This is a genomic window from Ornithinimicrobium sp. INDO-MA30-4 (assembly GCF_021535045.1).
Lineage (GTDB): Bacteria > Actinomycetota > Actinomycetes > Actinomycetales > Dermatophilaceae > Ornithinicoccus.
This window is the reverse complement of record NZ_CP091056.1, coordinates 859624-884501: the sequence shown is the minus strand read 5'-3', so window position 1 is coordinate 884501 and position 24878 is coordinate 859624. Positions and strand designations below refer to the sequence as shown.

The following is a 24878-nucleotide window of genomic DNA, read 5'->3' as shown; positions in this document are numbered from 1 at the left end:
AGCACCACCATTACGGCGTCTAGTTCAGATGTCGCGGAAGGTCTGGATGCCTGCGCCCAGAGCGTTCAAGCGAGCAGCCAAGTCTTCGTAGCCACGGTTGATGACGTAGACGTTGCGCAACACCGAGACGCCCGGTGCAGCCAACATGGCCAACAAGATGACGACGCCAGGGCGAAGTGCCGGTGGGCACATGATCTCGCCGGCACGCCACTTGGTCGGACCTTCAATCATCACGCGGTGCGGGTCCATCAAGTGGACCTTGGCGCCGAGCGTGGTGAGCTCCGTCAAGTAGATCGCGCGGTTTTCGTAAACCCAGTCGTGAATCATCGTGCTGCCCTTGGCGCAGGCAGCGATGATCGCGAAGAACGGCAGGTTGTCGATGTTGAGGCCGGGGAAGGGCAAGGGGTGAATCTTGTCCAACGGAGCCTTCAGCGGGCCCGGATGGTGCGCAGGTCAACGAGGCGGGTGACGCCGTTGTCCGACTTGTACTCCTCCGAGAGCTCGTACTGCAGGCCCATCGTGTCGAGCACAGCAAGCTCGATCTCCATGAACTCAATCGGCACGCGCTTGATGGTGATCTCGGAGTCCGTGACGACACCAGCGGCCAGCAGGCTCATGGCTTCGATCGGGTCTTCCGAGGGTGGTACTCGATGTCCATGTCGATGTGCTCGACACCGCGCACGGTCAGCGTGGTGGTGCCCAAGCCCTCGATCTGGACGCCAAGCTTCATCAAGAAGACGCATAGGTCTTGGACCATGTAGTTGCTTGAGGCATTGCGGATGACCGTTTCGCGCGGGTTGCGGGCGGCGGCCAGCAGGACGTTTTCGGTCACGGTGTCACCGCGCTCGGTGAGCACGATCGGCTTGGTCGGCCAACGGTTCTCGTCCACAGTCGCGTGGTAGGAGCCGGTTGTGGCCGTGACGTCAATGCCGAAGTGACGCAGCGAGATCATGTGCGGCTCGACGGTGCGCGTGCCGAGGTCGCAACCACCGGCGTACGGCAGCTCGAAGTCGTCGAATTCGTGCATCAACGGGCCGAGGAACATGATGATGGTGCGCGTGCGGCGGGCCGCGTTTTCGTCCATTGAGTCCAGGTCGACCTTGGCCGGCGGGACGATCTCCAAGTCGGAGGAGTCCGGCAGCCAACGGATCTTGAAGCCAATAGAGGTCAGCACCTCAGTGATGCGGTTGACCTCTTCGATACGAGCCAGGTTGCGCAGCGTGGTGCGGCCCTTGTTGAGCATCGAGGCACACAGCAGCGCAACGGCAGCGTTCTTTGACGTCCGAACGTTGATCTCACCGGACAACTTCACGCCGCCAGTGATGCGCAGGTTCTGCGGAACAGCGCTGCCGACCGAAACGATTTCTGAGTCCAGGGATTCGCCGATGCGGGCTAGCATCTCCAAAGAGAGGTTCTGCTTGCCTTGTTCAATACGCGCGACGGCACTTTGACTGGTGCCCAACAGGTTTGCCAACTCGCTTTGGGTCAAAGCCTTGTGGCGGCGAGCATCGCGGATTAACGCGCCGATGCGGGACAGATATGGCTCGGTCATGGTTCCTATCGTAGATCATATGTGAGATATCAGCCACTGAAATCTCGTGAATTGTTAGATGATTTACCTCACTGGGTGCAACGCCGCAGGCCGCGCGCTATTCCAGTGATATGCCCCACTGTGGGGGTGTGACAACGCTAGGCGTCGGACGCAGCAGCCTCGTGGCCAGTGATGTCGTTAACCGCACGGGCGATGACTGGGCTTGCCAAATCGGCTTGCCAGGGGCGTGCGCCCAGCGAAGTCAGCAACTCGTGCACCGCCTCGTCGCTGGTGGCACCGTCATCATCGACCGGGGGCCGCCACACGGCGCGGCGCAGCACGTCGGGGGTCAACAGATTTTCCAGAGGTATGTCGTAATGCTCGGACAGCGCAGTCATATCGGCGCGCACTTGGCCCAACCGGTCTGCAGCCACCTCATCGCGGTCACTCCACGATCGGGCTGGGGGCGGGGTGTCCGACTGCGCGGGGATCTCAGGCAGATCAGCGTTGTCGAGGGCTGCCGCACGCTCAATGGCCGCGATCCACTCGGCTTCATGGGTAGCGAGGCCTTGGCTGGCTCGCCGCTGACGCGAGGGAGTCTTTTCGGCGCGACTCTTGTGCACATTCTTAGCCGAGCCGGGGGCCTTGGCCGCCAAGTCGACGATGGTGGCGTCAGGCAGCACCCGAGTAGTGGTCACATCAAGTCGGCGAGCAATGCTGTCGCGAGTGAGCCACAACTCGCGCACTGTCGCCAAGCCGCGTGGGCTGCGCACTCGGTGCATCCCTGAGGTGCGACGCCACGGGTCCGGTCGGTGCTCTGGACCGACGAAGTGAGTGAGTGCTTCAAACTCTTGGGCGGCGAACTCCCACTTGTGTTGCTCGCGCAGATCCCGCTCCATCCGGTCGCGCAACTCCACGAGCAATTCAACGTCGAGCGCTGCATACCGAAGCCAGGGCTCGGGTAGTGGCCGAGTGGACCAGTCGACCGCTGAATGTTCTTTGGCCAGCGTGATGCCGAGGTAATACTCCAGGACAGCCGCCAAGCCAACGCGGTGCACGCCGGCCAGGCGGGCGCCCAACTCGGTGTCGAATAGGTTGCGGGGTCGCATGCCCAGCTCAGCCAGGCACGGGATGTCTTGAGTGGCGGCGTGCAGCACCCATTCGGCGTCAGCCAACGCCTCGTCTAGCTCAGTGAGGTCGTCAAACGGGATGGGGTCGATGAGCCAACTGCCGCTGCCCTCGCGACGGATCTGGATGAGGTAGGCGCGTTGGCCGTAGCGATAACCAGAAGCGCGCTCGGCGTCGATGGCGACTGGGCCAGTGCCCGCGCGTAGGGCTTCGATCGCCCGTTGCAGCCCAGCAGCGTCTTCGACGACATCAGGAACTCCCTCAGCGGGCGCGTCGAGATGTCGGTAATCGCTGGCCTCGTCTTGCGCTTCGGGTGTGGAGGTTTGTTTGGCCATTCCGGCGCTACCGCCTGATCCCAGGAAGCGCGACGACTCCCTCAGGAAGCGGCGGCAAACCAGCCAGGGTGCACATCAGATCAGCCCAGGCTTGGAGTGGTCGGCGAGCTCGGTCGACTTCGACATGACAGGAGACCACGAAGCACGAATCTCTAACTCGACGGTCGACTCACGCTCAGCCAACGCGCCAAAACTCTGCGAGGAGACAGCGGTGACAGTGCCAGCCTCGGCAGCCCACGAGAGGCCACGCTCTTCCAAAGCCTCCGTCAGCCAGGACCAACCGACCTCACCGGCCAACGGGTCAGCGCCAACTTCGGGCTCCATGTTGGCCTTGGCATAGGTGACGAGGCGCCACTGGCCTTCCCACGGCTCTGGGCTCTCTGGGTCAAAGAGCACCACAAAGCGGCCGGTCGCAATGGCGTCGTCGTCTTCGTCATGGTGGTGCGGGATCACCTCGCCAGCGATAGCGACGGCGTGTGGAGCCAGGCGTGTGGGCGCGGGAACTTCCTCGATAGCGAGCTCAGGGCGTAGTCCAACTCCGCGCATCGCTGCAAGCGCTGCAGCGAACACGGCAGCGTCTCCCGCGAGGGGAGTGTCGGTGCCCTGGTTCTTGCCAGGGGAGATGCGGCTGACCACACAGGCAGCCTACGACTGAGTGGGCCGATAGTCGGGTACCGCAACGCCGGAGGCCGCATGACAAGATCGAAGGGTGAGCCAAGGCAATACACCGCAAGACAGCGCCCTAGTCCGAGCAGCACGAGGACTTGAGGTGGCGCATACCCCGGTCTGGTTTATGCGCCAGGCTGGGCGATCGCTGCCTGAGTATCGGGAGTTGCGCAAAGGCACGCAGATGCTGGAAGCCTGCCGCACCTCCGATTTGGTCACCGAGATCACCATGCAGCCGGTGCGCCGGCATGGAGTCGATGCCGCCATCTTCTTCTCCGACATCGTCGTGCCCATCAAGCCGTCGGTGTCGATGTCGAGATCAAGCCCGGCGTCGGCCCAGTCATCGAGGAGCCGTTCCGCACACGCGCTGACCTCGACCGGTTGCCGATGCTCACGCCAGACATGGTTACTGACATCACCGAGTCGGTCTCGCGGTTGACTGACGAGTTGGGCAACACCCCGTTGATCGGATTTGCCGGTGCTCCGTTCACCGTCGCGTCCTACCTGGTCGAGGGCGGGCCGTCCAAGAACCATGAAAAGACCAAAGCGCTGATGCACGGCGACCCACAGTTGTGGAATGACCTGTGCTCTCGGTTGGCAGACATCGCCAGCAGTTTCTTGCAGGTGCAAGTAGCCGCCGGGGCTAGCGCCGTCCAACTCTTTGACTCTTGGGCTGGCTTTTTGTCCAAGGCGGATTACCGCGAGTTTGTGGAGCCACACTCGTCGCGTGCTGACTGAGCTGCGAGACAGCGGCGTCCCGCGCATCCACTTTGGTGTGGGCACCGGCGAACTGCTGCCTGACATGGCAGCGGCCGGAGCTGACGTCATTGGGGTGGACTACCGCGTCAACCTTGCCGATGGGATCGCCCGGACCGGTGCCCGTATGCCGGTGCAGGGCAACCTTGATCCCGCGCTGCTCTTCGCTCCGTGGGAAGTGCTGGACAAGCAGATTCGCCGCATTCTTGATGAAGGCAAGCAAGCGCCGGGGCACATCTTCAACTTGGGGCACGGCGTCTTGCCAAGCACTGACCCGGCTGTGCTCACCCGAGTCGTTGAGCTGGTGCATGAGGTCTCAGCTCGTTGAGTGACGCTGACCAACGGCACATCGTCGTGATCGGTGCCGGGATCAGCGGCCTGGCGGCGGCGTGGCGGCTGCTCGGTCGATGGCCCGACGCGGCGATCACCGTGTTGGAGGGCCAGCCTGAAGTGGGCGGCAAGCTGCGCGGTGGCCAGATCGCTGGTGTGCAGGTCGACTTGGGTGCTGAGTCGCTATTGGCGCGACGGCCCGAGGGTTTGGCGTTGATGCGCGAGGCGGGCCTGGCTGAGCACATCGTGCACCCCAACAAGGTCAGTGCCTCGATTTACAGCCGCGGCGAAATGCACCAGATGCCGCCGCGAACGCTGATGGGTGTCCCCAGCGACCCAGCAACGCTGAAGGGCCTGCTTAACGACAGCGAGTTGCAGCGGGTCGAGCAAGAGACCGAACACCTGCAGACCGGCTCGCATGGAGACGACATCTCGATTGGCGATTTCGTCAGCCAACGCCTGGGCCGGGCTGTCGTCGATCGCCTCATCGAGCCGTTGCTCGGTGGTGTTTATGCCGGTCACGCCGACAACATTTCGACCGCAGCGGCCCTGCCACCCCTGGCCGCGGCATACCGAGATGGTGAGTCGGTGCTGGCCGTCGCGGCCAGGCCATGCCCAGTCCGCAGGCGACCGACCAGCCTGTCCCGCCTGTCTTTGCTGGCCTGACCGGGGGCATCCACACCCTCACGCTGCGGCTGGCCCACAAGCTCACCGAGGCTGGCGTCGATGTGCAGCGCAACGTCACCGCTCGTGAGTTGTCCCAGCGCGCTGATGGCCGTTTCGAGATCATCACCGGGCCAGTCCCAGACCCCAGCCTGCTCATCGCTAACGATGTTGTGGTCGCCGTGCCGCCTCCGGCCGCTGCCCGGCTGCTGGGCCGTGTCGCTCCCGAGGCAGCCTTCCAACTTGCCGCGATCGAGATGGCGTCTATGGCGATTGTCACGTTGGCTTTCCCCGCAGCAGTCTTGGCTGACCTGCCTAGTTCGGGTTTTTGGTGCCGCCTGCTGAGGGATTGCGCATCAAGGCTGCGACCTACAGCGTGCACAAGTGGGAGTGGGTCGCTGCAGCCGGACGAGGGCAAGGCGATGACGGCAGCGATGTTGCGATCATGCGTGTTTCTCTGGGGCGCCACCGCGAAGTCGGCACTCTGCAGCGAAGCGACGTGGAGATCGTCGAGATGGCGCTGACCGATTTGCAACGGGTGCGCCGAGAAGGTTTGTCCGAGCCAATTGACGCCGTGGTGACGCGCTGGGGTGGCGGACTGCCGCAGTATGCCGTGGGCCACCTGGAGCGAATCAAGACCGTTCGTGCCTCGATTGCGCAGGTGCCAGGGCTGGTGATCTGCGGAGCCGTGATGGAGGGCGTGGGCATCCCGGCGTGCATCGCCTCAGCGACCAGGGCGGTGAGCGAGTTGCCAGCCTCGCCTGTGAGAATGGGCCCATGACGCAGACGCATCACTCTGAGCACACCGAGCCAAGTCTTGAGCAAGCCGAGGAGATCAACGCTGGGATCCAGTACGCCTTGTATTCAGTCTTTCGGGTGGCCTCGCCGCTGCCTGATGAGCGCGAGGGGTTAGCCGCTCAAATCCAGAAGGTGTTAGACGATGCTGCGCGTGACGGCGTGACGGTTCGCGGCATCTATGACGTGTCCGGTTTCCGCGCCGACGCAGACTTCATGATCTGGTGGCACGCGCCGCGCGTCGAGGCACTGCAGGCTGCCTACCAGGCTGTTCGCCGCACCGAGGTAGGCCGTCGTCTCGAGCCCGTATGGTCGCAAATGGCAATCCACCGTCCGGCAGAGTTCAACCGCGGCCACGTCCCGGCGTTCCTCTCGGGAGAGCCAGCCCAGACATACATCTGCGTCTATCCGTTTGTCCGCTCGTATGAGTGGTACCTCATGGACGAGGGCGACCGGCGTGACATGCTGCGCGAGCACGGGATGGCAGCCAAAGACTACAAAGACGTCCGCGCCAACACCTTGGCGTCGTTCGCACTGGGTGATTACGAGTGGATCTTGGCATTCGAAGCCGCCGACTTGCACCGGATCGTCGACCTGATGCGCGAGTTGCGCAACACTCGCGCCCGACTACACGTGCGCGAAGAACTGCCGTTTTATACCGGGCCACTGGTTAGCGTCGAGAAACTAGTCGCCACACTGCCCTAGGGTCAGCCTCGGCAGCTGGACTACGGAGCGCACGTAATTTTAACCGTGCTTCGCCTCCGCAACTTGCTTGATGCCCTCAGCGGTGCGCTGCACTCCCGCCTCTACGTCATCACTTTGTGCTCGTTCACTGTTGATCCGCACGGTCAGTTGGCAGACGGAATCGCTGACCGCATCAATGTCGAGTTGCCCGCCATAGTTGTTCGGTCCCTCCGAACCCCAAGTCAGAGTCTTGCCCTCATCTTTGACGGGGAACCACGCCTTTCCTTCAACCTCACGCGCCGGTTGATCCGACGGATCGATCTTGGCGGTGACCTGCACTTTGTCGCCGGTGGTCCGGTGTGCGGAGGTCATTTGCGGCAGATACTCGGGCAGGTTTTCGACGTCGGACAGGTAACTCCACAGGTGCTCGGCGGAGACGTTGATCTGAACGCTGCTGGTGTGTAGTCATACTTTGAAGGTAGACCGAATTTGTTGGGTTCGCACCGCGAGTTGCCGCGCACCCACGTTGGTCCTGATGGCTACTCGGCTGGCCGTAGCTTCATGCTGACCGAGTTGATGCAATAGCGCAGGTCAGTGGGGGTGTCATATCCCTCACCGTCAAAGACGTGACCCATATGTGAGCCACAGTTGGCACAGCGCACCTCGGTGCGAACGATGCCAAACGAACGGTCCTTGATGTACTGCACGTTGTCCTCCGCGAGCGGCGCGAAGAAGGAGGGCCACCCGCAGTGACTGTCGAACTTCTGGTCGCTGCGAAACAGTTCATGGCCGCAGGCGCGGCACTCGTAGACACCCTCAGTCTTGGTGTCGTTGTACTCACCCGTGCCAGCACGCTCGGTGCCAGCCTTGCGAAGAACTTTGAACTCTTGGGGCTCAATTGAGCCTTCCACTCGGCGTCGGACTTAGTCACGGCATAATGTGCGTTTGAGTCTTTGGCGTTCATGTCTGAGTAACAGCGTGCTGTGACAATTTAATCCACAACGTTTTGCCGGACCGGGATGTTTATGGCGTCGAGGGGCTACTCAAGGCCATGGCACTACTAGCGCAGATGTTCGACTCAATCGTATTTGAAATTGAGGTCGGTCCTATCAGCGACGTCGATATGGTGGCTGGTCGTTGGAGAAGCAAGGAAGTGGCCCTGATGGCGAATCGTCATTCATCGGCAACGACCGGTTACGCATCGTTGACGGCAAGTTCGTTAAATACTGGGTTGCGACTCAGCCCGTATAACGATCGGCTAGTGGGGCGCTGCCTTATAGAACAGTTCGGGGTCTGCATCATCGAGCCCGTAGACGATACCCACGGATTCCCACCTCAGCCAACACCGTGGTCCGATCTTCCTATCCTTTGGAAACACTACGGACGAGGTTTGGGTGGGTTCGCGGCGAGACCGCGTTCGACCCACGAGCGCAGGGCGCGTTCGTCGGTCAGGGCTTGGTCGCCGACGTGGACCCAGGAGTCCGAGACTGTGTCGGCCATTGTCATCGGTTCGATCTGGTCGAGCTTGACCAGCTCGGGGAACGCATCGCGCCCGACCTTGACCAACAGCCCACCCTGGCCACTCACGCAGCAGGCCATCCGGCCCTCCACCATGAAGGCTAGGCCGCCGAACATCTTCTTTTCCGCCTCAATCCGACCGCTGAGAAGGTCGCGAACCCGCACTGCCAAGTGTTCTTCGTGTGCCATGTACTCATTCTGAACCGTGTCGTCGGCACGCGGCTAGTCAGTTCAGTGCACGGCCTCGACATCGGCTGGCCCCTGAATATCGACCGACAGATCCCGGTCCTAGCGAAGCGGTGGGGCGAAGCTCTGACGTTCTAACGACCCTGCCGCGCCGAACTGAACCGCTTGTCGCTGGAGCAGTCACCATCACCGAAGGTGTTTACCTAACGGGGCGGCTGACCGTTCACCGGTGACATCTCAGAAGGGCACCGGGCTGTAATCGGGCGGGACGATCAAGAGGCCCACCACTCGCTGCTGGTCATCGATGGCCACGCGGCCCATTATCTCGCCAGCTTCGCAGTTCAGGGTGGTGACTCCTACGACGGTCCCCATGATCTGATCGTCTTCCCCAATCCGTTCTCCTGCGGGCATCACGACGTGAGTGTCCACGTAGGACTCTTTGGCGCCGACCTCGGTCAGGACCCGGGTCCAGGTCTCTGCGATCAGCGATGCTGGTAGTTCGCTTCTGACCTGAGGGTGGATAAGTTGCTCAAGTTGGTCATACTCACCTGCACTGATGAGGTCGAAGACCTGTTCGGTTGTTCCTCGAATCTGATCGATAGACATGTGTGCTCCCGTAATCTTCTGGTCATTGACCGGGTTGGTTACTTCTCCGAATCGTTTGAAAGCGGCTTGCCGGCTCATGCCCAAGACGTCCCCGATCGCTGCCCAGGTTTGTCCCTGGGCTCGGGCCTCTTGCACGGTTGCTCTCAGCTGATCCTTAGCGCGGTCCAGAGCCTGTTGCGCTTCCCTAATCGCTTCCATAACTTTAGTAAACCGATGGTTGACACAGTTGTCAACCATCGGTTTACACGTTGCTGGGCCGACTCACCTGAAGTACGAGTTCAGAGCGTGCGGACCAGCCGCGGATGCGAGTGCGGGCATTGGCGTTCGGTGCGTTGGTGTAACGAGATCATGCGGCCCACACGTCAGCACCTGTTCGTTCCAGCCGATCAGGGATGCGACAAGGTCAGCCGGCCCAAAGACGATCGCGCCCGATAAGCATGCGAGTGCTCTGTCGTAGGTGCGCGGTAGGTTGCCGGTATGGCCAGTGCGACGACGATTCCAATCCCGACCCCTGATGGTTCGGAGCGCAAATTTCGGGTGAGTAGCCCCGATCGGGTGCTGTATCCCGCCTCAGAGTCTGGCCCTGAGCTCAGCAAACTTGACGTCGTCAAATATCTTGTCGCGGTCGGTGAGCCGTTGATGCGTTCGCTGCAGGATCGGCCGGTGACGTTGCAGCGTTTCCCGACAGGGATCGAGGGGGAGGAGTTCTACTCCAAGAACCCGCCGCGAGGTGTGCCTGAGTGGGCGCGATCGGTGATGGTGACCTATCCCTCGGGCCGGCAGCACAAGCAACTCGTGATTGATGAGATCGCCACGGCCGCTTGGGCTGCGCAGATGAATACGTTGACCTTTCACCCGTGGCCGGTGCGCACCAGCAATGTGGATAATCCGGATGAAATCCGTCTCGACCTTGACCCGCAACCTGGGCGGCCGTTTAGCGACATCGTGAAGGTGGCGCGTGCATTGGCTAATGTGATGCGACCGCTGGGGCTGACGCCGATGGTGAAGACGACGGGCAACCGTGGGCTCCATGTGTTTGCGCCCATTAAGGCGGATTGGGAGTTCCTGGAGGTCCGGCACGCGGTGATCGCGATTGCCCGTGAAGTTGAGCGGTCGATGCCCGATGTGGCGACCACGGCCTGGTGGAAGGAAGAGCGCGGCGACAAAGTGTTTTTGGACTTTAACCAAGCCTGTCGAGACCGGACGCTCGCTGCTGCCTGGAGTCCAAGACCGCGGCCCGGTGCGCCGGTGTCGATGCCGGTTTCTTGGGACGAGTTGGACGGCGTGTCGCCCGAGGGGTTCAGCATTTACAACGCAGTCGACCGGTTGAATGAGGTGGGGGATGCCTGGGCTGACCTGCACGCCGAGGGACGTGCCGGAGATCTGACTGAGCCACTGAAGTGGTGGGACCGCGACCTGGACAACGGACTAACCGAAATGCCGTTCCCGCCCGACTATCCGAAGATGCCCGGGGAGCCGCGACGAGTGCAGCCCAGCCGCAAGAAGCAAGACTGATGGTTGCACGTCCGGTGTCGCCGCCGTTCCGCGACTGAGGCAGGATGAGAACGTGAGCCTGCCGATTGAGCAACCCATCAAGCCGATGCTGGCCAAACCAGCAAAGAAGATCCCGGCTGGGGCGATGTATGAGCCCAAGTGGGATGGCTTTCGCTCCATCATCTTCCGCGACGGCGATGACGTCGTGATCGGCAGTCGCAACGAGAAGCCGCTGACCCGCTATTTCCCCGAAGTCGTGGCCGCGGTCAAAGATTTGTTGCCTGGGCGGTGCGTGGTTGACGGCGAGATCATTTTGGCCAATGTCGATGCCAATCGCCTCGACTTTGAGGCCCTGCAGCAGCGGATTCACCCAGCCGATAGCCGGGTGCAGATGTTGGCGGAAAAGACTCCGGCAAGCTTTGTGGCCTTTGACCTGTTAGCCCTGGATGACCGGGACTTAATGGGTGAGCCGTTTGAGGTGCGCCGGGCGCTGTTGGAAGAGCACATTGGCTCGGTTGGTGCTCCGATCTATGTGACGCCGCTGACCCGCGACGAAGATTTGGCTGCCGACTGGTTCACGACTTTTGAGGGCGCTGGTCTGGATGGCTTGATGGCTAAGGCTCCCGATCTGACCTATCAGCCCAACAAGCGGGTGATGACCAAGATCAAGCATGAGCGCACCGCGGATTGTGTTGTCGCTGGGTTTCGGCCGCACAAGGCTGATGCTGAGGCAGTTGGATCGTTGCTGTTGGGTCTCTATGAGCCCGGCGGGCAGTTGGCCAGTGTTGGGGTCGCTAGTTCGTTCACGATGGCTCGCCGCAAAGAATTGTTTGAAGAGATGCAGGCCCATGTGACCGAGTGGGATGAGCACCCGTGGAACTGGGCCGCAGATTCTGAGGGGGAGCGGACGCCACAAAGAACGCCGGCTCCCGCTGGAACGCTGGCAAAGACCTGTCGTTTGTCCCGCTAGCGCCCACTCAAGTGGTTGAAGTCCGCTACGACTACATGGAGGGCGCTCGGTTTGAGACACGACACACTTCGTGCGCTGGCGCCCGGATCGCGAGCCTGAGTCGTGCACCTATGACCAACTCGAGCAGCCGGTCGACTTTGATTTGGGCAAGGTCTTGAGTCAGGTTGCCGTATGAAGCGCACGCTGACGCATACCGCGATTGCCACGATGGTGGGGGCTGGCCTCGGGCTGGTTTCGGCGGTGACTTCCTGGGGATTGCCACCTTCTTTGCGCGCAAAATCATCACGCCTGAGCACGAAAAAGAAGACGACGTCGAGATCACAGCGGTCGATTTGGACGCCATGACGGTCACGTTTGCGGCAAACCCAGACTCGCTAGCTCCCGGTCGGTATGGCGTGTGGACCGATCGGGGAGCCGGGCACTTCCGCGTGGGTGAAGTAGTCGGCACTGATGCCTCATCGAAGCGGATGCAGGACCACCGCGTGACCCGTGAGTTGCTGGGCGTTGACGCGGGTGAAGTCGAGGTCGGAACGGCGCGCTGGAACGCCTATTTCTACGCTGGTGATCCGCGCTCTTCCCTTGGCCTTGATTATGAAAACGTGCTGATTGCCAGCGAGGTGGGTGGTCTGCCGACCTGGCACATCAAGCCGGTTGAGGTCACGGAGCACAACGGCACCTGGGCGATCTTGGTGCATGGCCGAAGCGCCCGTCGGGAAGAGACGCTGCGCGCCGTGCCGGTGCTGCATGGCGACGGCTTCAACATCTTGGCGCCGATGTATCGCAATGACCTCGGGGCACCCTCAAGCGTTGATGGCCGCTACAACCTTGGCCTCTCTGAATGGCGCGATGTTGAAGCGGCGATGAAGTATGCGCTGACTCAGGGTGCCAAAGAGATCATCCTGTTTGGCTGGTCTATGGGTGGCGCAACAGTGCTGCAGACGCTTGACCGGTCGCAACTCTCCGGGCACGTCAGCGCTGCCGTGCTGGATGGCCCAGTGATCGACTGGGGCGATGTGATCACCTTCCAGGCACAGACCAATCGGCTGCCCTGGCCTGCCGACAGCCTCGCCAAGATGTTGCTCAGCCAAAACTTCAGCCGTTCACTGGTGGGTGTCGCTGAGCCGATCGACATCGGTGTGACGAACTGGGTGCGGAGGTCAGGGAGTTGCGACACCCGATGCTGATCATTCACTCCAGCGCCGATCACGTCGTGCCGTGTGCGCCCTCGCGAGCTTTGGCCAACAAACGGCCCGACTTGGTGACGTTTGCCGAATGGGAGCACGCGCTGCACTGCCGAGAGTGGAATGTTGACTCGGCTCGCTGGGAGCGCGTCGTGTGTGACTTCTTGGGCTCTCAGCGTTCGCTGTTGGGCTCGGGCAGTGCCGCCTCGGGCCATGTCTCCTAGTCGCTAGCCAGGGCATCACCACCAGCAACGCTCCCGCTAAAGAGGAATGCCGCCGATGACTCTCCGCCCGAGTTCCCTGCACATTGCCCCCGTTATTGCTGTCACCGATCTAAGCCGCGCCCGTACGTTTTACGAAGACAAACTTGGCTTAACCGGGTCTGCGACACCAGGTGGATGGGCTGTCGCCGGTGACTATGGAACCCTCATCAATCTGTTGCCCGACGTCCCCGACGCAGGCTCGGCCAGTTGGCCGGCTGCGACAATCAGAGTCGAGGACATCTACGCCACGGTGCGTGACCTGCGTTCACGCGACGTGCCGTTCCTCGGCGACGACGACCTGCCGTTTGCCCTCGACGAAGACGGCATCTCAACCCAGCAAGACGGCATACTCGTTGCCTGGATTCGCGACCCCGACGGCTCAGTCCTCACGATCTACTCACTGACCCCTGACGGGTAGCGGGCGCACACCTTCGCTTGGGGACCTGCCAGGCCCAGGCGTGCCGCTTCGGGCGCTGCAAAAGTTGACGCTGTCTCCTAGTGGAGGATTAGGAGCCAAAACGGGCGATTTTCGCCCTTAATCCTCCACCAGGAAGCATCGGACGGTCGGGCAGGGAGCCTATCTGGCTTAGGTGTCGCGGGACAGTTGGTAGCGCAACATCAGGTCGTGCTCAACACTCAGCACGCTGAGCAGTTGCCCTTCACGCAACGCCTCGCTCGATCCGGTCAAGATGCTGGGGCCTTCGCCGCCGAGGGCCAATGGCCGGACCGTCAGATCGATCTCGTCGATGACACCCGAGTCGACCCAGGCGCCCAGCAGCGATGGGCCGCCCTCGGTCAACACCTGAGTCCAGCCGCGCTCACGCAGTTTGGCCAACAGAGTGGCAGCATCGACTCGATCTTTGCCTGCCACGATGATGTTGTCCGTGCCAATGCGCGCGGTGAGTCGGTCAACAGCGTCCTGGCTGGTCTGCTCCGTCAAAGCCACCAACACATCGCCAAAGTCCGGCCCTTCCTCGAGGACACGATCAGGAACATCGCCCGACCCGGTCACGACCACCAGCGGCGGGTGAACGGCTCGACCAGCGGCGGTGCGCATCTCCACCCACTCATCCGGCGTGTTCAACCGGGTGTAGTCCTCCGCGCGGATCGTCCCTGAAGCGACCACGACCACGTCGCTAAACGCGCGCAGAGCATCGAAAACAGCCTTGTCACCTGGGCTGTTGATGCTGCCAGAGAGGCCGTCGGGCCCGGTGGCTCGTCCGTCCATCGTGCTGACGAAGTTGGCGCGCACCCACGAGTCTTTGGGCGGCGCATACAGGTCCATCAGTGCCTGTTGCGAGAGTGGGCCACGGGTTAGTGCGGGGGCGCGATCAGATGACATGCCCACATCGTGACTCATCGGCCTCTGGCGTGCCAATATGTCCAAATGGGCAAATCAAAGAAGGACAAGAAGTCCAAGAAGACAAAGAAGTCGAAGGCCATCTCGTTCAGTGAGGCTTTGCGCTTCACCGAGGGCGATGCGCTGAGCGACATCGACCCAGGCTCCAAGCCAAACTTCGATGGCAAAAAGAAGGATGGCAAGAAGGCGCTGGCCGCGTTCGACGACGAGCTCGATGGCCTGCAGGAGAAGTTGTTCGCTGATGGCCGCACCGGTGGCAATAAGCGGATCCTGCTGGTCATCCAGGGTATGGATACCGCTGGCAAGGGCGGCATCATGCGCCACGTGGTGGGCCTGGTTGACCCTCAGGGCGTGGAGTTGACGGCGTTTAAGGCACCGACGGATGAGGAGAAAGAGCACCCCTTCCTCTGGCGCATCCGCAACGCCCTGCCTGAGGCCGGCATGATCGGCGTCTTTGACCGCTCGCACTACGAAGACGTGCTGATCGTTCGTGTCCACGACCTGGTGCCGGAGGCCCAGTGGGCCCGTCGCTACACGACCATCAACGAGTTTGAGGCAGGTCTGGCCGAAGACGACGTGACGATCATCAAGGTGATGATGCACGTGTCCAAGAAGGAGCAAAGGAGCGTCTGACGGAGCGCCTGGATCGCCCGGACAAGCACTGGAAGTACAACCCCGGTGATGTGACCGAGCGTGGCTACTGGGATGACTACCAAGAGGCATACCAGGTGGCGCTCGACAAGACCTCGACCGATGAGGCTCCGTGGTTTGTCGTGCCCGCAGACCGCAAGTGGTATGCGCGGCTCGCCGTTCAGCGCTTGTTGCTGGAGCACCTGCGCGAGATGGATTTGGCCTGGCCTAAGGCCGACTTTGATGTTGCCGAAGAGAAGGCTCGTCTGAAGAAGAGTTAGCCCGCGCCATCCCACTAACCCGAGAGACCCCCAACAGTCCTGAACTGTCGGGGGTTTTCTCGCGTTGTAGGTGCTACTTCTTGCTTGAAGAGTCCTTGGTCGACTTCTTCGGTGCGGCCTTTTTGGCGTTCGCTTCAACCTTGCCGTCAGCCTTAGCCTTGACCGGCTTCGACATCGGCAGCGATCCGATCAGCGGCTCTTCGGTCTCAACGGGCTCAGCCGTCAACACCAACGAGGCGCGAGCAGGCACAACATGCGTGGAGCCTGCCTCCCATACCTCGCCCTTTTCGATCTCGGTGTCGCTGGTCAACACGACATCCCAGGCGTTAGCGCCAATGTGCTCAGGCACCGTGAACTCAACCGGCTCGTGGTAGGCGTTGAACATCAGCAAGAAGTGATCGTCAACGACGGGGCGGCCCTTGTCATCAACCGATGAGATCGCGAGACCGTTGAGGAACACCATGATCGAGCTGCGGCTGTTGGCCCACGCGTCGTCGGTCATCTCGTTGCAGCTAGGGCTGAACCAGATGATGTCGCCGAGTTCGCTCTGACCACCGTGGCTGGCATCTCCAGCGAAGAACCGGCGACGACGGAACACGGGGTGGTCGCGCCGCAGGTGGATGAGGTCCGTGGTGAACTCCATCAACTCCTGCTGGCTGTCGTTGAGCTCCCAATCGACCCAGGACAGTTCGTTGTCTTGGGCGTAGACGTTGTTGTTGCCCTGCTGGTGTGCGGCCCAACTCGTCCCCGTGCAGCATCATCGGGACACCCTGGCTGAGCAGCAGCGTCGTCAAGAAGTTCTTGTGGCGCTTGAGGCGCAGCTCTTGCACCTCGACCTCATCGGTGGGGCCTTCAGCGCCGCTGTTCCACGAACGGTTGTGCTCTTCGCCATCGTTGCCACCCTCGCCGTTAGCGTCGTTGTGCTTCTCGTTGTAAGAAACCAAGTCGCGCAGCGGAAGCCATCGTGAGCGGTGATGAAGTTAATCGAGGCGTATGGGCGGCGTCCGGAGTGCTCATAGAGGTCCGATGAGCCGGTGATCCGGGAAGCGAACTCGCCCAGCGAGCCGGGAGCGCCGCGCCAGAAGTCGCGCACGGTGTCGCGGTATTGGCCGTTCCATTCGGTCCACAGGGAGGAAGTTGCCGACCTGGTAGCCACCATCGCCGAGGTCCCAGGGCTCAGCAATGAGCTTGACCTGCGAAACCACCGGGTCCTGCTGAATGATGTCGAAGAACGCAGACAACTTGTCGACTTCGTGGAACTGACGGGCCAGTGTGGCTGCCAGGTCGAAGCGGAAGCCGTCAACGTGCATCTCGGTGACCCAGTAGCGCAGCGAGTCCATGATGATCTGCAGCACGTGTGGGCTGCGCATCAACAGGCTGTTGCCGGTGCCAGTGGTGTCGTAGTAGTGCTCCTTCTCGTCTTCGACGAGCCGGTAATACGAAGCGTTGTCGATGCCTCGGAAGCACATCGTGGGGCCCATGTGGCTGCCCTCAGCGGTGTGGTTGTAGACGACATCGAGGATGACCTCAATGCCAGCCTCGTGCATGGCCTTGACCATCGACTTGAACTCGGTGACCTGCTGGCCCTGCGTGCCATAAGCGGCATAGCCGTTGTGTGGGGCCAAGAAGCCGATGGTGTTGTAGCCCCAGTAGTTGGACAGGCCCTTGTCGAGCAGGTGGGAGTCCTGGACGTATTGGTGGACAGGGAGCAACTCGATCGCCGTGATCCCCAAGTCCTTCAGGTGATCGATGATCGCCGGGTGCGCCAAGCCAGCGTATGTCCCGCGGATCTCTTCGGGGATGTCTGGGTGGGTCATCGTGAGGCCCTTGACGTGAGCCTCGTAGATCACCGTGTCGTGGTATTCGTGACGTGGGGGGCGGTCGTCACCCCAGTGGAAGAACGGGTTAACCACGATGGAGTACATCGTGTGCCCCAGGAGTCTTCCTCGTTGAATGAGTCGGGGTCGCCAAAGTCATAACTGAAGAGCGCTTGGCCGCCGTCGCCCTTGCCCTCCATCGCCTTGGCGTAGGGGTCGAGGAGCAGTTTGGCCGGGTTACAGCGGTGTCCGTGCTCGGGCGCGTATGGCCCGTGCACGCGGAAGCCATAGCGCTGTCCGGGCTGCAGGTTGGGGAGGTAGGCGTGCCAGACGTGGGCATCGACCTCGGTCAACTCAATGCGCTGCTCGTTGTGCTCGTCGTCAACAAGGCAGAGCTCAACCTTCTCGGCAATTTCGGAGAACAACGCGAAGTTGACTCCACTGCCGTCATACGTGGCACCCAAGGGGTAGGACTGGCCAGGCCAGATGTCCATAGAAGATCTCTCTGTTGCTCGCTGTCTGTCTAACGACGGCGCTGTCGGTCTCTCATTGTGTCGTACCTGGGACCAAATGGCCGACAGGCCCCGAGTCACTCGTGTCACATAAGTCTTTGACCTGCGGATTTGGCGTCTGGGGCAGCGTTGATCTAATGTTTCATATCGCACCGAGGGAAACCCCGGAGCAACGCGGACATAGCTCAGTTGGTAGAGCGCAACCTTGCCAAGGTTGAGGTCGCCGGTTCGAGCCCGGTTGTCCGCTCGGAGGCAGCAACATTTGTCTCACGGTGGAGTGGCCGAGAGGCGAGGCAACGGCCTGCAAAGCCGTCTACACGGGTTCAAATCCCGTCTCCACCTCGCTTCAAGGCTGGTCCACCGTAGATGGGCGATTGGCGCAGCGGTAGCGCGCTTCCCTGACACGGAAGAGGTCACTGGTTCGATCCCAGTATCGCCCACCAGCGAAACCCCCTGAACAGCAGAAATGCTGAGCAGGGGTTTTCTCTTGTGCCCGCGCCCTCCAGACACCTGGCCTGCAACTTAACGCAATTGAAGCTCAGCCGTGCTTGAATTCCGGCTACTACGCGATCAGGATCACCGACGCTCTATCGATTCGTGCACACGAACGTCGCCGTTCGTGTTGCTGGCAGGCGGTGAACACCCACCCGATGAGCATCCTCACCTATACCCCTTGGTGGGAAAGGCTGAGCGAGCGCCTCGACGTAGTGGCCGTTGATCTGCCGAATCACGGTGGATCCGACGCTGACAGCTCCATCACCACCGTCTCGGAGCAGGCCCAGTTCTTCGGGAGGATTCTCGATCACTTCGGTCTTGAGCAGCCGCACTATGTCGGCCCAGACGTTGGCACGCCACTGGCTGTCCGGTTCATGGCCGACAACCCGGGTCGCTTGCGCTCCGCTGTCATCGGTGACGCGGGCGTGATCGGAGAGATCGAGGGCGAGCTATTGTTTCGACTGGCGACCAGCAATCGGCTCGCTCGCTTAGCACTGCTTGCGCCCGGCGGCCCAATCGGCGGGCGAATCTACAGCCGTATCGGCAACAGCGTTGGCTATCGGCGCACCAAGCATCCCGACAAAGCGCGTCTGCTCGACTACCAGCGGAGATCAACAAACTTCGCCAAACTCCGTAGCCAGACTGGCTTTCTCCTGAGCCACAAGCAGGAGGCACCAAAGTTGTCTCAGGTGGTCGGGACAATCAACACCCCTGTGCTCGTGCTGCACGGCGAGCATGACACCTTCATCGGCATGGGCAACTCGCGTCGTCTCGCCGAGGCGCTGCCCAACAGCGAATTTGGCGTCATCCCCGAGGCTGGGCACTACAGCTGGGAAGACAATCCAGAGCCATACCTAGATCACGTGCTTCGGTGGATCGACAAAGCAGAGTCGGACAACTAGCCGCGAGACTCCTCGACTGCAGCCCAGTGGTCGAGGAGCTCCTGGTGGCCGTCAGCCAATTCGAGTGCTATTTCTCTGCCGCCAGACCGCCAGGTGCTGATGGCGTGAATGGCGAAATGCGCAGACATGCCGATAAAGGCGATGCCTAGAAACGTCCGGAGCAGTGACTCCGGAGGCCAGGGGAAGAGGTTGAAGGCAGCGTTGAGGAGGAAGAGCCCGGAGCCGAGGCCCCGGAAGATCGTCCAAATCGTGGTCCCCTTTCTCAGATGACACCCATGGCGAGCATCGCGTCCGCCACGCGGGTGAAGCCGGCAGCGTTGGCACCGAACACGTAGTCGCCGGGGCGGTCGTAGTCTTCGGCAGTCGTCACGACGCTTTCGTGGATATTGCGCATGATTTCGCCAAGCCGCTCGTCGGTCCGCTCAAACGACCAACTGTCGCGCGAGGCATTTTGCTGCATCTCCAGCGAAGAAGTGGCCACGCCACCGGCATTGGCGGCCTTGCCTGGCCCGAAAAGCACCCCAGCCTGTTGAAACGCCCGAACCGCGCCTTGAGTTGATGGCATGTTGGCGCCCTCGGCCACAATCTGCACCCCATTGCGTATGAGGGTTGTCGCCGCGGCTTCATCGAGTTCATTTTGCGTGGCGCACGGCATGGCCACGTCACACGGCACGTCCCAGACGCTGCCTCGCTCAACGAAAGACACGTTGCCAGCCCGAGCCTCCGCGTACTCAATGATGCGGCCGCGGCGGACCTCCTTGATGTCGCGCAACAACTGCACGTCGATGCCCGCTTCGTCCACGACATACCCAGAGGAGTCGGAGCACGCGACGACCGTGCCGCCCATCTCGCTAGCCTTTTCGATTGCGTAGATGGCGACGTTGCCGGATCCCGAAACGACGACTCGCTGGCCATCCAGGGAGCGGTCGACGTGCTTGGCCATCTCATTGGCGAAATAGACGGTGCCGTAGCCGGTCGCCTCAGTGCGTGCCTGCGAGCCACCCCACGTCAAGCCTTTGCCGGTGAGGACTCCAGCCTCATAGCGGTTGGTGATCCGCTTGTATTGCCCGAACAGATAGCCAATTTCACGGCCACCAACTCCAATATCGCCTGCTGGCACATCGGTGTATTCGCCAAGGTGGCGGTAGAGCTCGGTCATAAAGGACTGGCAGAAGCGCATCACCTCGGCGTCAGAGCGCCCCTTGGGGTCGAAGTCAGAGCCGCCCTTGCCGCCGCCGATCGGCAGGCCGGTGAGCGCGTTCTTGAAGATCTGCTCAAAACCGAGGAACTTCACCGTGCCCAGCAAGACGCTGGGGTGAAAGCGAAGCCCGCCCTTATACGGCCCGAGCGCAGAGGAGTATTCGACCCGGAAACCCCGGTTGATCTGTACTTTTCCTGAGTCATCAGTCCACGGCACCCGGAAGATGATCTGGCGCTCCGGCTCGCACAGCCGCTCAATGACCCGCTCGTCGACATAGTGCGGGTGCCTCTCGACTACCGGGCCGAGGCTGCCCAGAACTTCATCGACCGATTGGTGAAACTCGTGTTCGCCCGGATTGCGGCGCAGCACATCTTCGTATGCGCCTTTGAGCGTGGAGCTGATTCGGGCAGAGTGCGATGACAACAGAGGACCTCCGTGGTGGCTGAGCCACCCAGGCTACGGGGCTTTGAGGTTCCGCGGACAAACTGCGTCGGGTTTGCTCCCCGTCCTTCTGTTTCTTGAGACATTCCTTGGTGACCGAGCGGAGACCTTCCTGGCAACGCACGGGGAAGGATTGCGGGCGGCAAGGCGTTCCCTCCGTATGGATCCCCACGAGACGTCAGCGACTGATGCAGTGCCAGTTGTGCCGGCCCAGCAATTCGATCGAGGGGCGCTGCTTCGACCAGGTGGTCTAGTGCTGGCTTTGCAGCGGCATCGGTCGCGCTGCACTTGAGCGGCTGGAACGGTCCTGAGCAGTTGCAAGAGTGGGTGCGTTCTGCAGGATGGGCTGGCGCCCTCGTCTTTGTGGTGGGATACGCCGTACTCGTCTTGGTTCCAACCCCTTCCTCGGTTCTGACCATCCTCGGTGGCGCCCTTTTTGGGCTGTGGTGGGGAACCGTGCTGGTGTGGAGCGGGGCGGTGCTGGGCGCCATCGGTGGCTATCTCATTGGGCGCCGCGTTGGCCGTCCCGCTGTTGACCGCCTCCTTTCGGGCCGCCTGCGTGAAGCCGATGCTTTCCTCACACAGCACGGACTACTGGCGGTCCTGGCTGTGCGGCTCATACCCCTTTTCCCGTTCACCCCGGTCAACTACGCGTCCGGACTACTCGGCGTGCGTTGGCGGGACTACCTTGTGGGCACAACGCTCGGCATCGTGCCCGGCGCCCTGGCTTACGCGTCGTTGGGTGCTTCTGGTGCGGACCCCGTTGGCATTGTCATCGGCGTGGGGGCGTTAGTCGTCCTGCTCGTCCTTGGTGGAGCGGTGGCTCAGCGGTTGCGGAGTCGCAACTCGACGGCTGCCCAGAGATCGAGCAAATCCTGATGTCCTTCGGCCAGCTCAATAAGGCGAAAGCCATGAACCATCGAAACAGAGACCCCGTTAGTCAGGGCACATCTCAAATAGCCTGGTGACGGGGCTGTGCGCTGACCTCAGAGCGGAGCGTCAAATTGCTCGGCGTCCTTTTGCTTCTTTAGCCATTCCTTTTTCACCGATCGCCAGGCTTCATCGGTGTGGCCGGTGCGCCAGTAGGGCGTCGCCGAGAGCGCTGACGCGTCTACGCCACGCTCCTTGATGAGGTGAAATCTAATGTCGCGGACCATGGCTGCTTCACCGTGGATGAAGCCATGCAGTTTCCCGCTGGGCAGGGCAGCCTTGCGGACCGCGTCGACCAGGACAGCGCCATCCACCGATGTCGGCACCCAGATGACCTGCACGTCGGCTGGGCTGGCAAGGTCGATCTCGTCCTCGATCGCGTCGGCCTCAAGGAAGACGAATGCCGTTGCGTCCGGGGCGAGTCGCTCCAGCGCGACTGAGATGGCCGGGATTGCGGAGCCATCGCCAACCAGCAGGTGCCAGTCGGCAGCCGGGTCGGGGAGTAGCCGCCACCGGGACCCTGGAACTGCAGCACGTCGCCGGGTTTGGCCTTGGCTGCCCAGGGGCCGGCTACGCCTTCGTCGCTATGAACGACGAAGTCGATGCTCATGTGGCGAGTCTCGGCGTCCCAAGCGCGAACTGTGTAGCGGCGACGCACCGGCTGTTGCGCACGAGGCAAGTCACGTGTCGCCTTGAGGTCACAGGGCATTTCGTACGGAGCATCGGGGCCAGGGAAGGCGAGATTCACATAGCTGTCTGCGTCTTTGCAGGGCTCGAAGTCAGCTAGTCCGGGGCCACCAAGCACCACGCGGACAAGGTGGGGGCTCACGCGGTGGACTGACTCGACAATTCCGTGCACAACTAACTCCTGAGATGGCGGGATGGCAACGACACATTGACCATGTTCGTTAGGTAACCCTAACTTGGGTTTGAGTATTCCAGGTCGCGGCTGCGCTACTTCTGAGTAGCGCCCGCCCCGCGGCGTAACCAGTTACCACGAGCAGACGCCGACAGCGTCCCTCGACTCGCTGGCTATGGATCACTGAATGCTCCTATCGCCCACTCACCACGCGCCGCTCAATTTCCTAGTGCGGCATGGGCGCTGCTGCCAGCTACGACGACGCCGTCGTTCACACCCGTGATTTACATCCCACGTGGAAACACGCAGGAGGCTCAACATGAAGTTCAAGGCTGCTTTCAAGAACCTCGACAAGGTTTCGACCGGTTGGTTCATCGGTCTGCTGATCGTTTTGACCGTGGCTGTCACCGCCACCTGAGTCATTGAGAACCATCGAAACCCGCCCGGCGCATCAGCGTCGGGCGGGTTTTCTTTCTGCCAGGCATTGACGGGCGGGGGATTAGGCCCCGATGAACTGGCTGCCCAGATAGTCGCCAGCGTGCACGCCGGGCAGGATCGCAAACACCGCTGACCCGACGGTTTGCGTCCAGATGTTGAGCAGGTCCGCCTCATCGAGCCGTTGTTGCACCGGGACAAACTGGCGCACCGGGTCGGTCGACAAGGCAATGAAGATCAGCCCAGTTTGGGAGCCCTTTCCGACAGCATCGTGATATTGGTACGGGCGGCGCAGGAACCGCTGATGAGGCTCCACGGCGGCAGCGCGCCGGATGTGAGCCGCTGGGTTAATCACCCGCAAGCCGAGGTCATTGGTGGCATCAAGGTCAGCATCAGCCTGCACGCCGCCTCCAGTGATCGGTGCGCCATCGGTTAGGTTGCGGCCGATGGCGTTCTCCAGGCCGGGCGATCAGCCCGCTCCCATGAGGCCATATCCATCGAGATTCGTCGCACCACCATGGCGGTTGCGTTGTCCCAGCCCGGTTCTTGCCCTTCCTCTTGCCAAACCAGCCCGGAGTCCATGCCGTCGATCACCGGCTGGACGGTGCCATCGACTTGGCCAAACAGATTGCGCATCGACCAACCGTTGTGCTCCATCGGCTCGCGGAAGCCGGTCTGGAGCCAGCGAACTTCGACAAGGTCATCGACTCCGCTGACCAGTTCTTGTTGAGCGTGTGCCACAGTCATCGGGCTATGCGCCGCGATCTGAAGGACGAGGTCGCCCCCAACAAACGCAGGGTCCAACTCATCTTGGTCGAACGCTGGCAACGGCTTGGCCCAACTGGGCTGGGCCTCTTCCAGCCCAGCCTTGGCAAAGACTGTTGGGCCCCAACCCACTGTGATGGTCAGCCCGGATGTGCGCGCGGCCAACTCTGGTTCTTGATCGGTCAGTGGGCCGACGCCAGACATGAGCCGGGCGGAATCGTCGGTCCAGATGCGCATGAGGCGCTGCAACTCGTCGCGGCCATGGCCATCGAGTAAATCGAGGGCGATCAGGGTGGCGTAGGGCTGAGGTGGCTCGGCGACACCAGCTTGGCGAGCGCCGTAGAAGTCATACTTCAACTCACCTGCCGGCACGGGGGAGTCGCTGCTGGGTTGGGCGCAGCAGTTTGGGCGTCAACAGTTTCGCGCCCCACCGCAACCCCTGCACCGGCGGCGGCCAGAGAGGCCAAGCCGCCGCCGATGAGAGTGCGCCGCCCAGGCCTGGAAACAGGTGATTCGGGACGGCTAGGGTCACTGGTCAGCGGTCTCTTCGTCAGAGCCCATGTCCATTTCAGAGTCCGTGTCCATCTCAGACTGGCCCTCGTCATAGGTCTCTTCTGCTCCGTCAAACTCACGAACGGGCAGCGCCAAGACCCACTCGGTGCCATCAGCCGACACCAGGGTGACATCTGCGGAGGTGCCGCTTTCGACTGGCTCGTTAAGCCCCATCAGCATGAGGTGGTCGGCCCCAGGTGCCAGCTCATAGGTGCCTTCGGCAGGCACGACAAAGCCGGAGACTTGCTGCATCTCGCTCGCACCGGAAGAGTCTGTGACGGTTTCGTGCAATTGCGGCATGTCGGCGAAATCTGCCTCGACCGACACGATCTCGATGTCCTTGTCGGTGTGATTGGTCAGGGTGCCGAACGCCGACGTCATGCCTTCGTCGGCGGACTTGACCCAGCCGTCCTCGAAGGTGATAGCGGCCATGTCGGGTGTCATTTCCGAGTCGTCGGCCATGCTGTCGTCGGTGGCAGCGGTCGCAGCGGCCGTGTCGACAGCCTCATCGTCGGTGCCGCAGGCAGCCAATGGCAACGCAAGCAGGAGGGCAGCGGTCAGCGAAGTGATACGAGCGTTCATGATGATCCTT

General features: G+C 61.7%; 21 protein-coding genes, 3 tRNA genes and 7 pseudogenes. 15 read left to right on the top strand and 16 right to left on the bottom strand.

Annotated elements, in window-relative coordinates:
* Positions 1-24 precede the first annotated feature (24 nt).
* The 3 genes and pseudogenes from L0A91_RS05140 to L0A91_RS05130 form a co-directional block, all read right to left on the bottom strand.
* Positions 25-1552 (bottom strand): annotated as a pseudogene (locus L0A91_RS05140) (helix-turn-helix domain-containing protein).
* Between the two features lie 137 nt (positions 1553-1689).
* Positions 1690-2994 carry an HRDC domain-containing protein gene (locus tag L0A91_RS05135; protein WP_235246104.1) on the bottom strand — a complete coding sequence of 435 codons (1305 nt, stop codon included), beginning with the start codon at positions 2992-2994 and terminating at the stop codon, positions 1690-1692.
* Positions 2995-3069: 75 nt separating this feature from the next.
* A complete protein-coding gene (locus L0A91_RS05130; RefSeq protein WP_311198020.1) occupies positions 3070-3630 on the bottom strand; it encodes a DUF3000 domain-containing protein in 561 nt (186 codons plus the stop codon).
* A gap of 157 nt (positions 3631-3787) precedes the next feature.
* Between L0A91_RS05130 and hemE the strand changes: the two are divergent.
* The 4 genes and pseudogenes from hemE to hemQ all read left to right on the top strand — a co-directional run bounded on the left by hemE (position 3788) and on the right by hemQ (position 6909).
* Positions 3788-4744: pseudogene (hemE, locus tag L0A91_RS05125) on the top strand (uroporphyrinogen decarboxylase).
* A complete protein-coding gene (gene hemG, locus L0A91_RS05120; protein ID WP_235246103.1) occupies positions 4741-5412 on the top strand; it encodes a protoporphyrinogen oxidase in 672 nt (223 codons plus the stop codon). The pseudogene hemE and the gene hemG overlap by 4 nt, the downstream one beginning before the upstream one ends.
* Positions 5358-6190, top strand: a pseudogene (locus tag L0A91_RS05115) (FAD-dependent oxidoreductase). Before hemG ends, L0A91_RS05115 begins: the two are co-directional and overlap by 55 nt.
* Positions 6187-6909, top strand: coding sequence for a hydrogen peroxide-dependent heme synthase (gene hemQ / locus L0A91_RS05105; RefSeq protein ID WP_235246099.1), 723 nt, complete (start codon positions 6187-6189; stop codon positions 6907-6909). The pseudogene L0A91_RS05115 and the gene hemQ overlap by 4 nt, the downstream one beginning before the upstream one ends.
* Positions 6910-6948: 39 nt before the next feature.
* On the opposite strand, the gene L0A91_RS05100 is transcribed toward hemQ, so the two are convergent.
* The 4 genes and pseudogenes from L0A91_RS05100 to L0A91_RS05085 form a co-directional block, all read right to left on the bottom strand.
* Positions 6949-7299 carry an SRPBCC family protein gene (locus tag L0A91_RS05100; protein ID WP_235246536.1) on the bottom strand — a complete coding sequence of 117 codons (351 nt, stop codon included), beginning with the start codon at positions 7297-7299 and terminating at the stop codon, positions 6949-6951.
* Positions 7300-7427: 128 nt separating this feature from the next.
* Positions 7428-7852: pseudogene (gene msrB, locus L0A91_RS05095) on the bottom strand (peptide-methionine (R)-S-oxide reductase MsrB).
* Positions 7853-8265: 413 nt separating this feature from the next.
* Positions 8266-8595 (bottom strand): TfoX/Sxy family protein, encoded by a 330-nt coding sequence (locus L0A91_RS05090; protein ID WP_235246097.1) that lies wholly within the window; start codon positions 8593-8595, stop codon positions 8266-8268.
* A gap of 234 nt (positions 8596-8829) precedes the next feature.
* Positions 8830-9396, bottom strand: coding sequence for a hypothetical protein (locus tag L0A91_RS05085; protein WP_235246096.1), 567 nt, complete (start codon positions 9394-9396; stop codon positions 8830-8832).
* Between the two features lie 279 nt (positions 9397-9675).
* Between L0A91_RS05085 and ligD the strand changes: the two genes are divergently transcribed.
* From ligD to L0A91_RS05060, 5 genes are all read left to right on the top strand, one after another.
* Positions 9676-10713: a non-homologous end-joining DNA ligase gene (gene ligD / locus L0A91_RS05080; protein WP_235246095.1), complete on the top strand. Its 1038-nt coding sequence runs from the start codon at positions 9676-9678 to the stop codon at positions 10711-10713.
* A gap of 52 nt (positions 10714-10765) precedes the next feature.
* Positions 10766-11662, top strand: coding sequence for an ATP-dependent DNA ligase (locus tag L0A91_RS05075; RefSeq protein WP_397333800.1), 897 nt, complete (start codon positions 10766-10768; stop codon positions 11660-11662).
* Positions 11663-11826: 164 nt separating this feature from the next.
* Entirely contained in the window at positions 11827-12846 is a 1020-nt protein-coding gene (locus tag L0A91_RS05070; protein WP_235246094.1) for a S9 family peptidase, read from the top strand.
* Positions 12840-13067 carry a lysophospholipase gene (locus L0A91_RS05065; RefSeq protein WP_235246093.1) on the top strand — a complete coding sequence of 76 codons (228 nt, stop codon included), beginning with the start codon at positions 12840-12842 and terminating at the stop codon, positions 13065-13067. The genes L0A91_RS05070 and L0A91_RS05065 overlap by 7 nt, the downstream gene beginning before the upstream one ends.
* A gap of 55 nt (positions 13068-13122) precedes the next feature.
* Positions 13123-13524 carry a VOC family protein gene (locus L0A91_RS05060; RefSeq protein ID WP_235246092.1) on the top strand — a complete coding sequence of 134 codons (402 nt, stop codon included), beginning with the start codon at positions 13123-13125 and terminating at the stop codon, positions 13522-13524.
* A gap of 168 nt (positions 13525-13692) precedes the next feature.
* Here L0A91_RS05060 and L0A91_RS05055 read toward each other — a convergent pair whose 3' ends face one another.
* The gene (locus tag L0A91_RS05055) at positions 13693-14448 is read right to left on the bottom strand and encodes a dihydrofolate reductase family protein (protein WP_235246091.1); all 756 of its coding nucleotides are present in this window, start codon (positions 14446-14448) and stop codon (positions 13693-13695) included.
* Between the two features lie 45 nt (positions 14449-14493).
* Between L0A91_RS05055 and L0A91_RS05050 the strand changes: the two are divergent.
* A pseudogene (locus L0A91_RS05050) lies at positions 14494-15377 on the top strand (PPK2 family polyphosphate kinase).
* Positions 15378-15450: 73 nt separating this feature from the next.
* On the opposite strand, the pseudogene glgX reads toward L0A91_RS05050, so the two are convergent.
* Positions 15451-17688, bottom strand: a pseudogene (gene glgX, locus L0A91_RS05045) (glycogen debranching protein GlgX).
* Between the two features lie 192 nt (positions 17689-17880).
* Between glgX and L0A91_RS05040 the strand changes: the two are divergent.
* The 4 genes from L0A91_RS05040 (at position 17881) to L0A91_RS05025 (ending at position 19103) form a co-directional block, all read left to right on the top strand.
* Positions 17881-17953 (top strand) — tRNA-Gly (locus L0A91_RS05040).
* A 24-nt stretch (positions 17954-17977) separates the two neighbouring features.
* A tRNA-Cys gene (locus L0A91_RS05035) sits at positions 17978-18048 on the top strand.
* A 26-nt stretch (positions 18049-18074) separates the two neighbouring features.
* A tRNA-Val gene (locus tag L0A91_RS05030) sits at positions 18075-18149 on the top strand.
* Positions 18150-18356: 207 nt separating this feature from the next.
* Positions 18357-19103, top strand: a complete 747-nt coding sequence (locus L0A91_RS05025; RefSeq protein ID WP_235246090.1) for an alpha/beta fold hydrolase — start codon at positions 18357-18359, stop codon at positions 19101-19103.
* Here the strand turns inward: L0A91_RS05025 and L0A91_RS17250 are convergent.
* Both L0A91_RS17250 and gdhA read right to left on the bottom strand, forming a co-directional pair.
* Positions 19100-19231, bottom strand: a complete 132-nt coding sequence (locus L0A91_RS17250) for a hypothetical protein (protein ID WP_260115297.1) — start codon at positions 19229-19231, stop codon at positions 19100-19102. The two genes, L0A91_RS05025 and L0A91_RS17250, sit on opposite strands and share 4 nt — an antisense overlap.
* Positions 19232-19365: 134 nt before the next feature.
* On the bottom strand, positions 19366-20727 hold the full coding sequence (gene gdhA, locus L0A91_RS05020; protein WP_235246089.1) for an NADP-specific glutamate dehydrogenase: 1362 nt from the start codon (positions 20725-20727) through the stop codon (positions 19366-19368).
* Between the two features lie 306 nt (positions 20728-21033).
* Here gdhA and L0A91_RS05015 point away from each other — a divergent pair, with 306 nt between their 5' ends.
* Entirely contained in the window at positions 21034-21624 is a 591-nt protein-coding gene (locus tag L0A91_RS05015; protein ID WP_235246088.1) for a TVP38/TMEM64 family protein, read from the top strand.
* 107 nt (positions 21625-21731) lie between these two features.
* On the opposite strand, the gene L0A91_RS05010 is transcribed toward L0A91_RS05015, so the two are convergent.
* From L0A91_RS05010 to L0A91_RS04995, 5 genes and pseudogenes are all read right to left on the bottom strand, one after another.
* On the bottom strand, positions 21732-22151 hold the full coding sequence (locus L0A91_RS05010; protein ID WP_397333850.1) for a siderophore-interacting protein: 420 nt from the start codon (positions 22149-22151) through the stop codon (positions 21732-21734).
* Positions 22152-22243: 92 nt separating this feature from the next.
* Positions 22244-22480: pseudogene (locus L0A91_RS05005) on the bottom strand (siderophore-interacting protein); the annotation flags it as partial.
* 553 nt (positions 22481-23033) lie between these two features.
* Complete coding sequence (locus L0A91_RS17245) at positions 23034-23372, bottom strand: Dyp-type peroxidase domain-containing protein (protein WP_260115296.1); 339 nt, start codon at positions 23370-23372, stop codon at positions 23034-23036.
* 29 nt (positions 23373-23401) lie between these two features.
* Positions 23402-24106 carry a Dyp-type peroxidase gene (locus L0A91_RS05000; protein WP_260115295.1) on the bottom strand — a complete coding sequence of 235 codons (705 nt, stop codon included), beginning with the start codon at positions 24104-24106 and terminating at the stop codon, positions 23402-23404.
* 156 nt (positions 24107-24262) lie between these two features.
* Positions 24263-24868 (bottom strand): copper chaperone PCu(A)C, encoded by a 606-nt coding sequence (locus tag L0A91_RS04995; RefSeq protein ID WP_235246087.1) that lies wholly within the window; start codon positions 24866-24868, stop codon positions 24263-24265.
* Between the last annotated feature and the right edge of the window lie 10 nt (positions 24869-24878).

Coding starts and splice junctions, on each gene's coding strand:
- L0A91_RS05090 (WP_235246097.1), bottom strand. CDS start 8,595: ATGGCACACGAAGAACACTTGGCAGTGCGGGTTCGCGACCTTCTCAGC.
- ligD (WP_235246095.1), top strand. CDS start 9,676: ATGGCCAGTGCGACGACGATTCCAATCCCGACCCCTGATGGTTCGGAG.
- L0A91_RS05060 (WP_235246092.1), top strand. CDS start 13,123: ATGACTCTCCGCCCGAGTTCCCTGCACATTGCCCCCGTTATTGCTGTC.
- hemQ (WP_235246099.1), top strand. CDS start 6,187: ATGACGCAGACGCATCACTCTGAGCACACCGAGCCAAGTCTTGAGCAA.
- L0A91_RS05085 (WP_235246096.1), bottom strand. CDS start 9,396: ATGGAAGCGATTAGGGAAGCGCAACAGGCTCTGGACCGCGCTAAGGAT.
- L0A91_RS05065 (WP_235246093.1), top strand. CDS start 12,840: ATGCTGATCATTCACTCCAGCGCCGATCACGTCGTGCCGTGTGCGCCC.
- L0A91_RS17250 (WP_260115297.1), bottom strand. CDS start 19,231: ATGTCTGCGCATTTCGCCATTCACGCCATCAGCACCTGGCGGTCTGGC.
- L0A91_RS05025 (WP_235246090.1), top strand. CDS start 18,357: ATGAGCATCCTCACCTATACCCCTTGGTGGGAAAGGCTGAGCGAGCGC.
- L0A91_RS05135 (WP_235246104.1), bottom strand. CDS start 2,994: ATGGCCAAACAAACCTCCACACCCGAAGCGCAAGACGAGGCCAGCGAT.
- L0A91_RS04995 (WP_235246087.1), bottom strand. CDS start 24,868: ATGAACGCTCGTATCACTTCGCTGACCGCTGCCCTCCTGCTTGCGTTG.
- L0A91_RS05055 (WP_235246091.1), bottom strand. CDS start 14,448: ATGTCATCTGATCGCGCCCCCGCACTAACCCGTGGCCCACTCTCGCAA.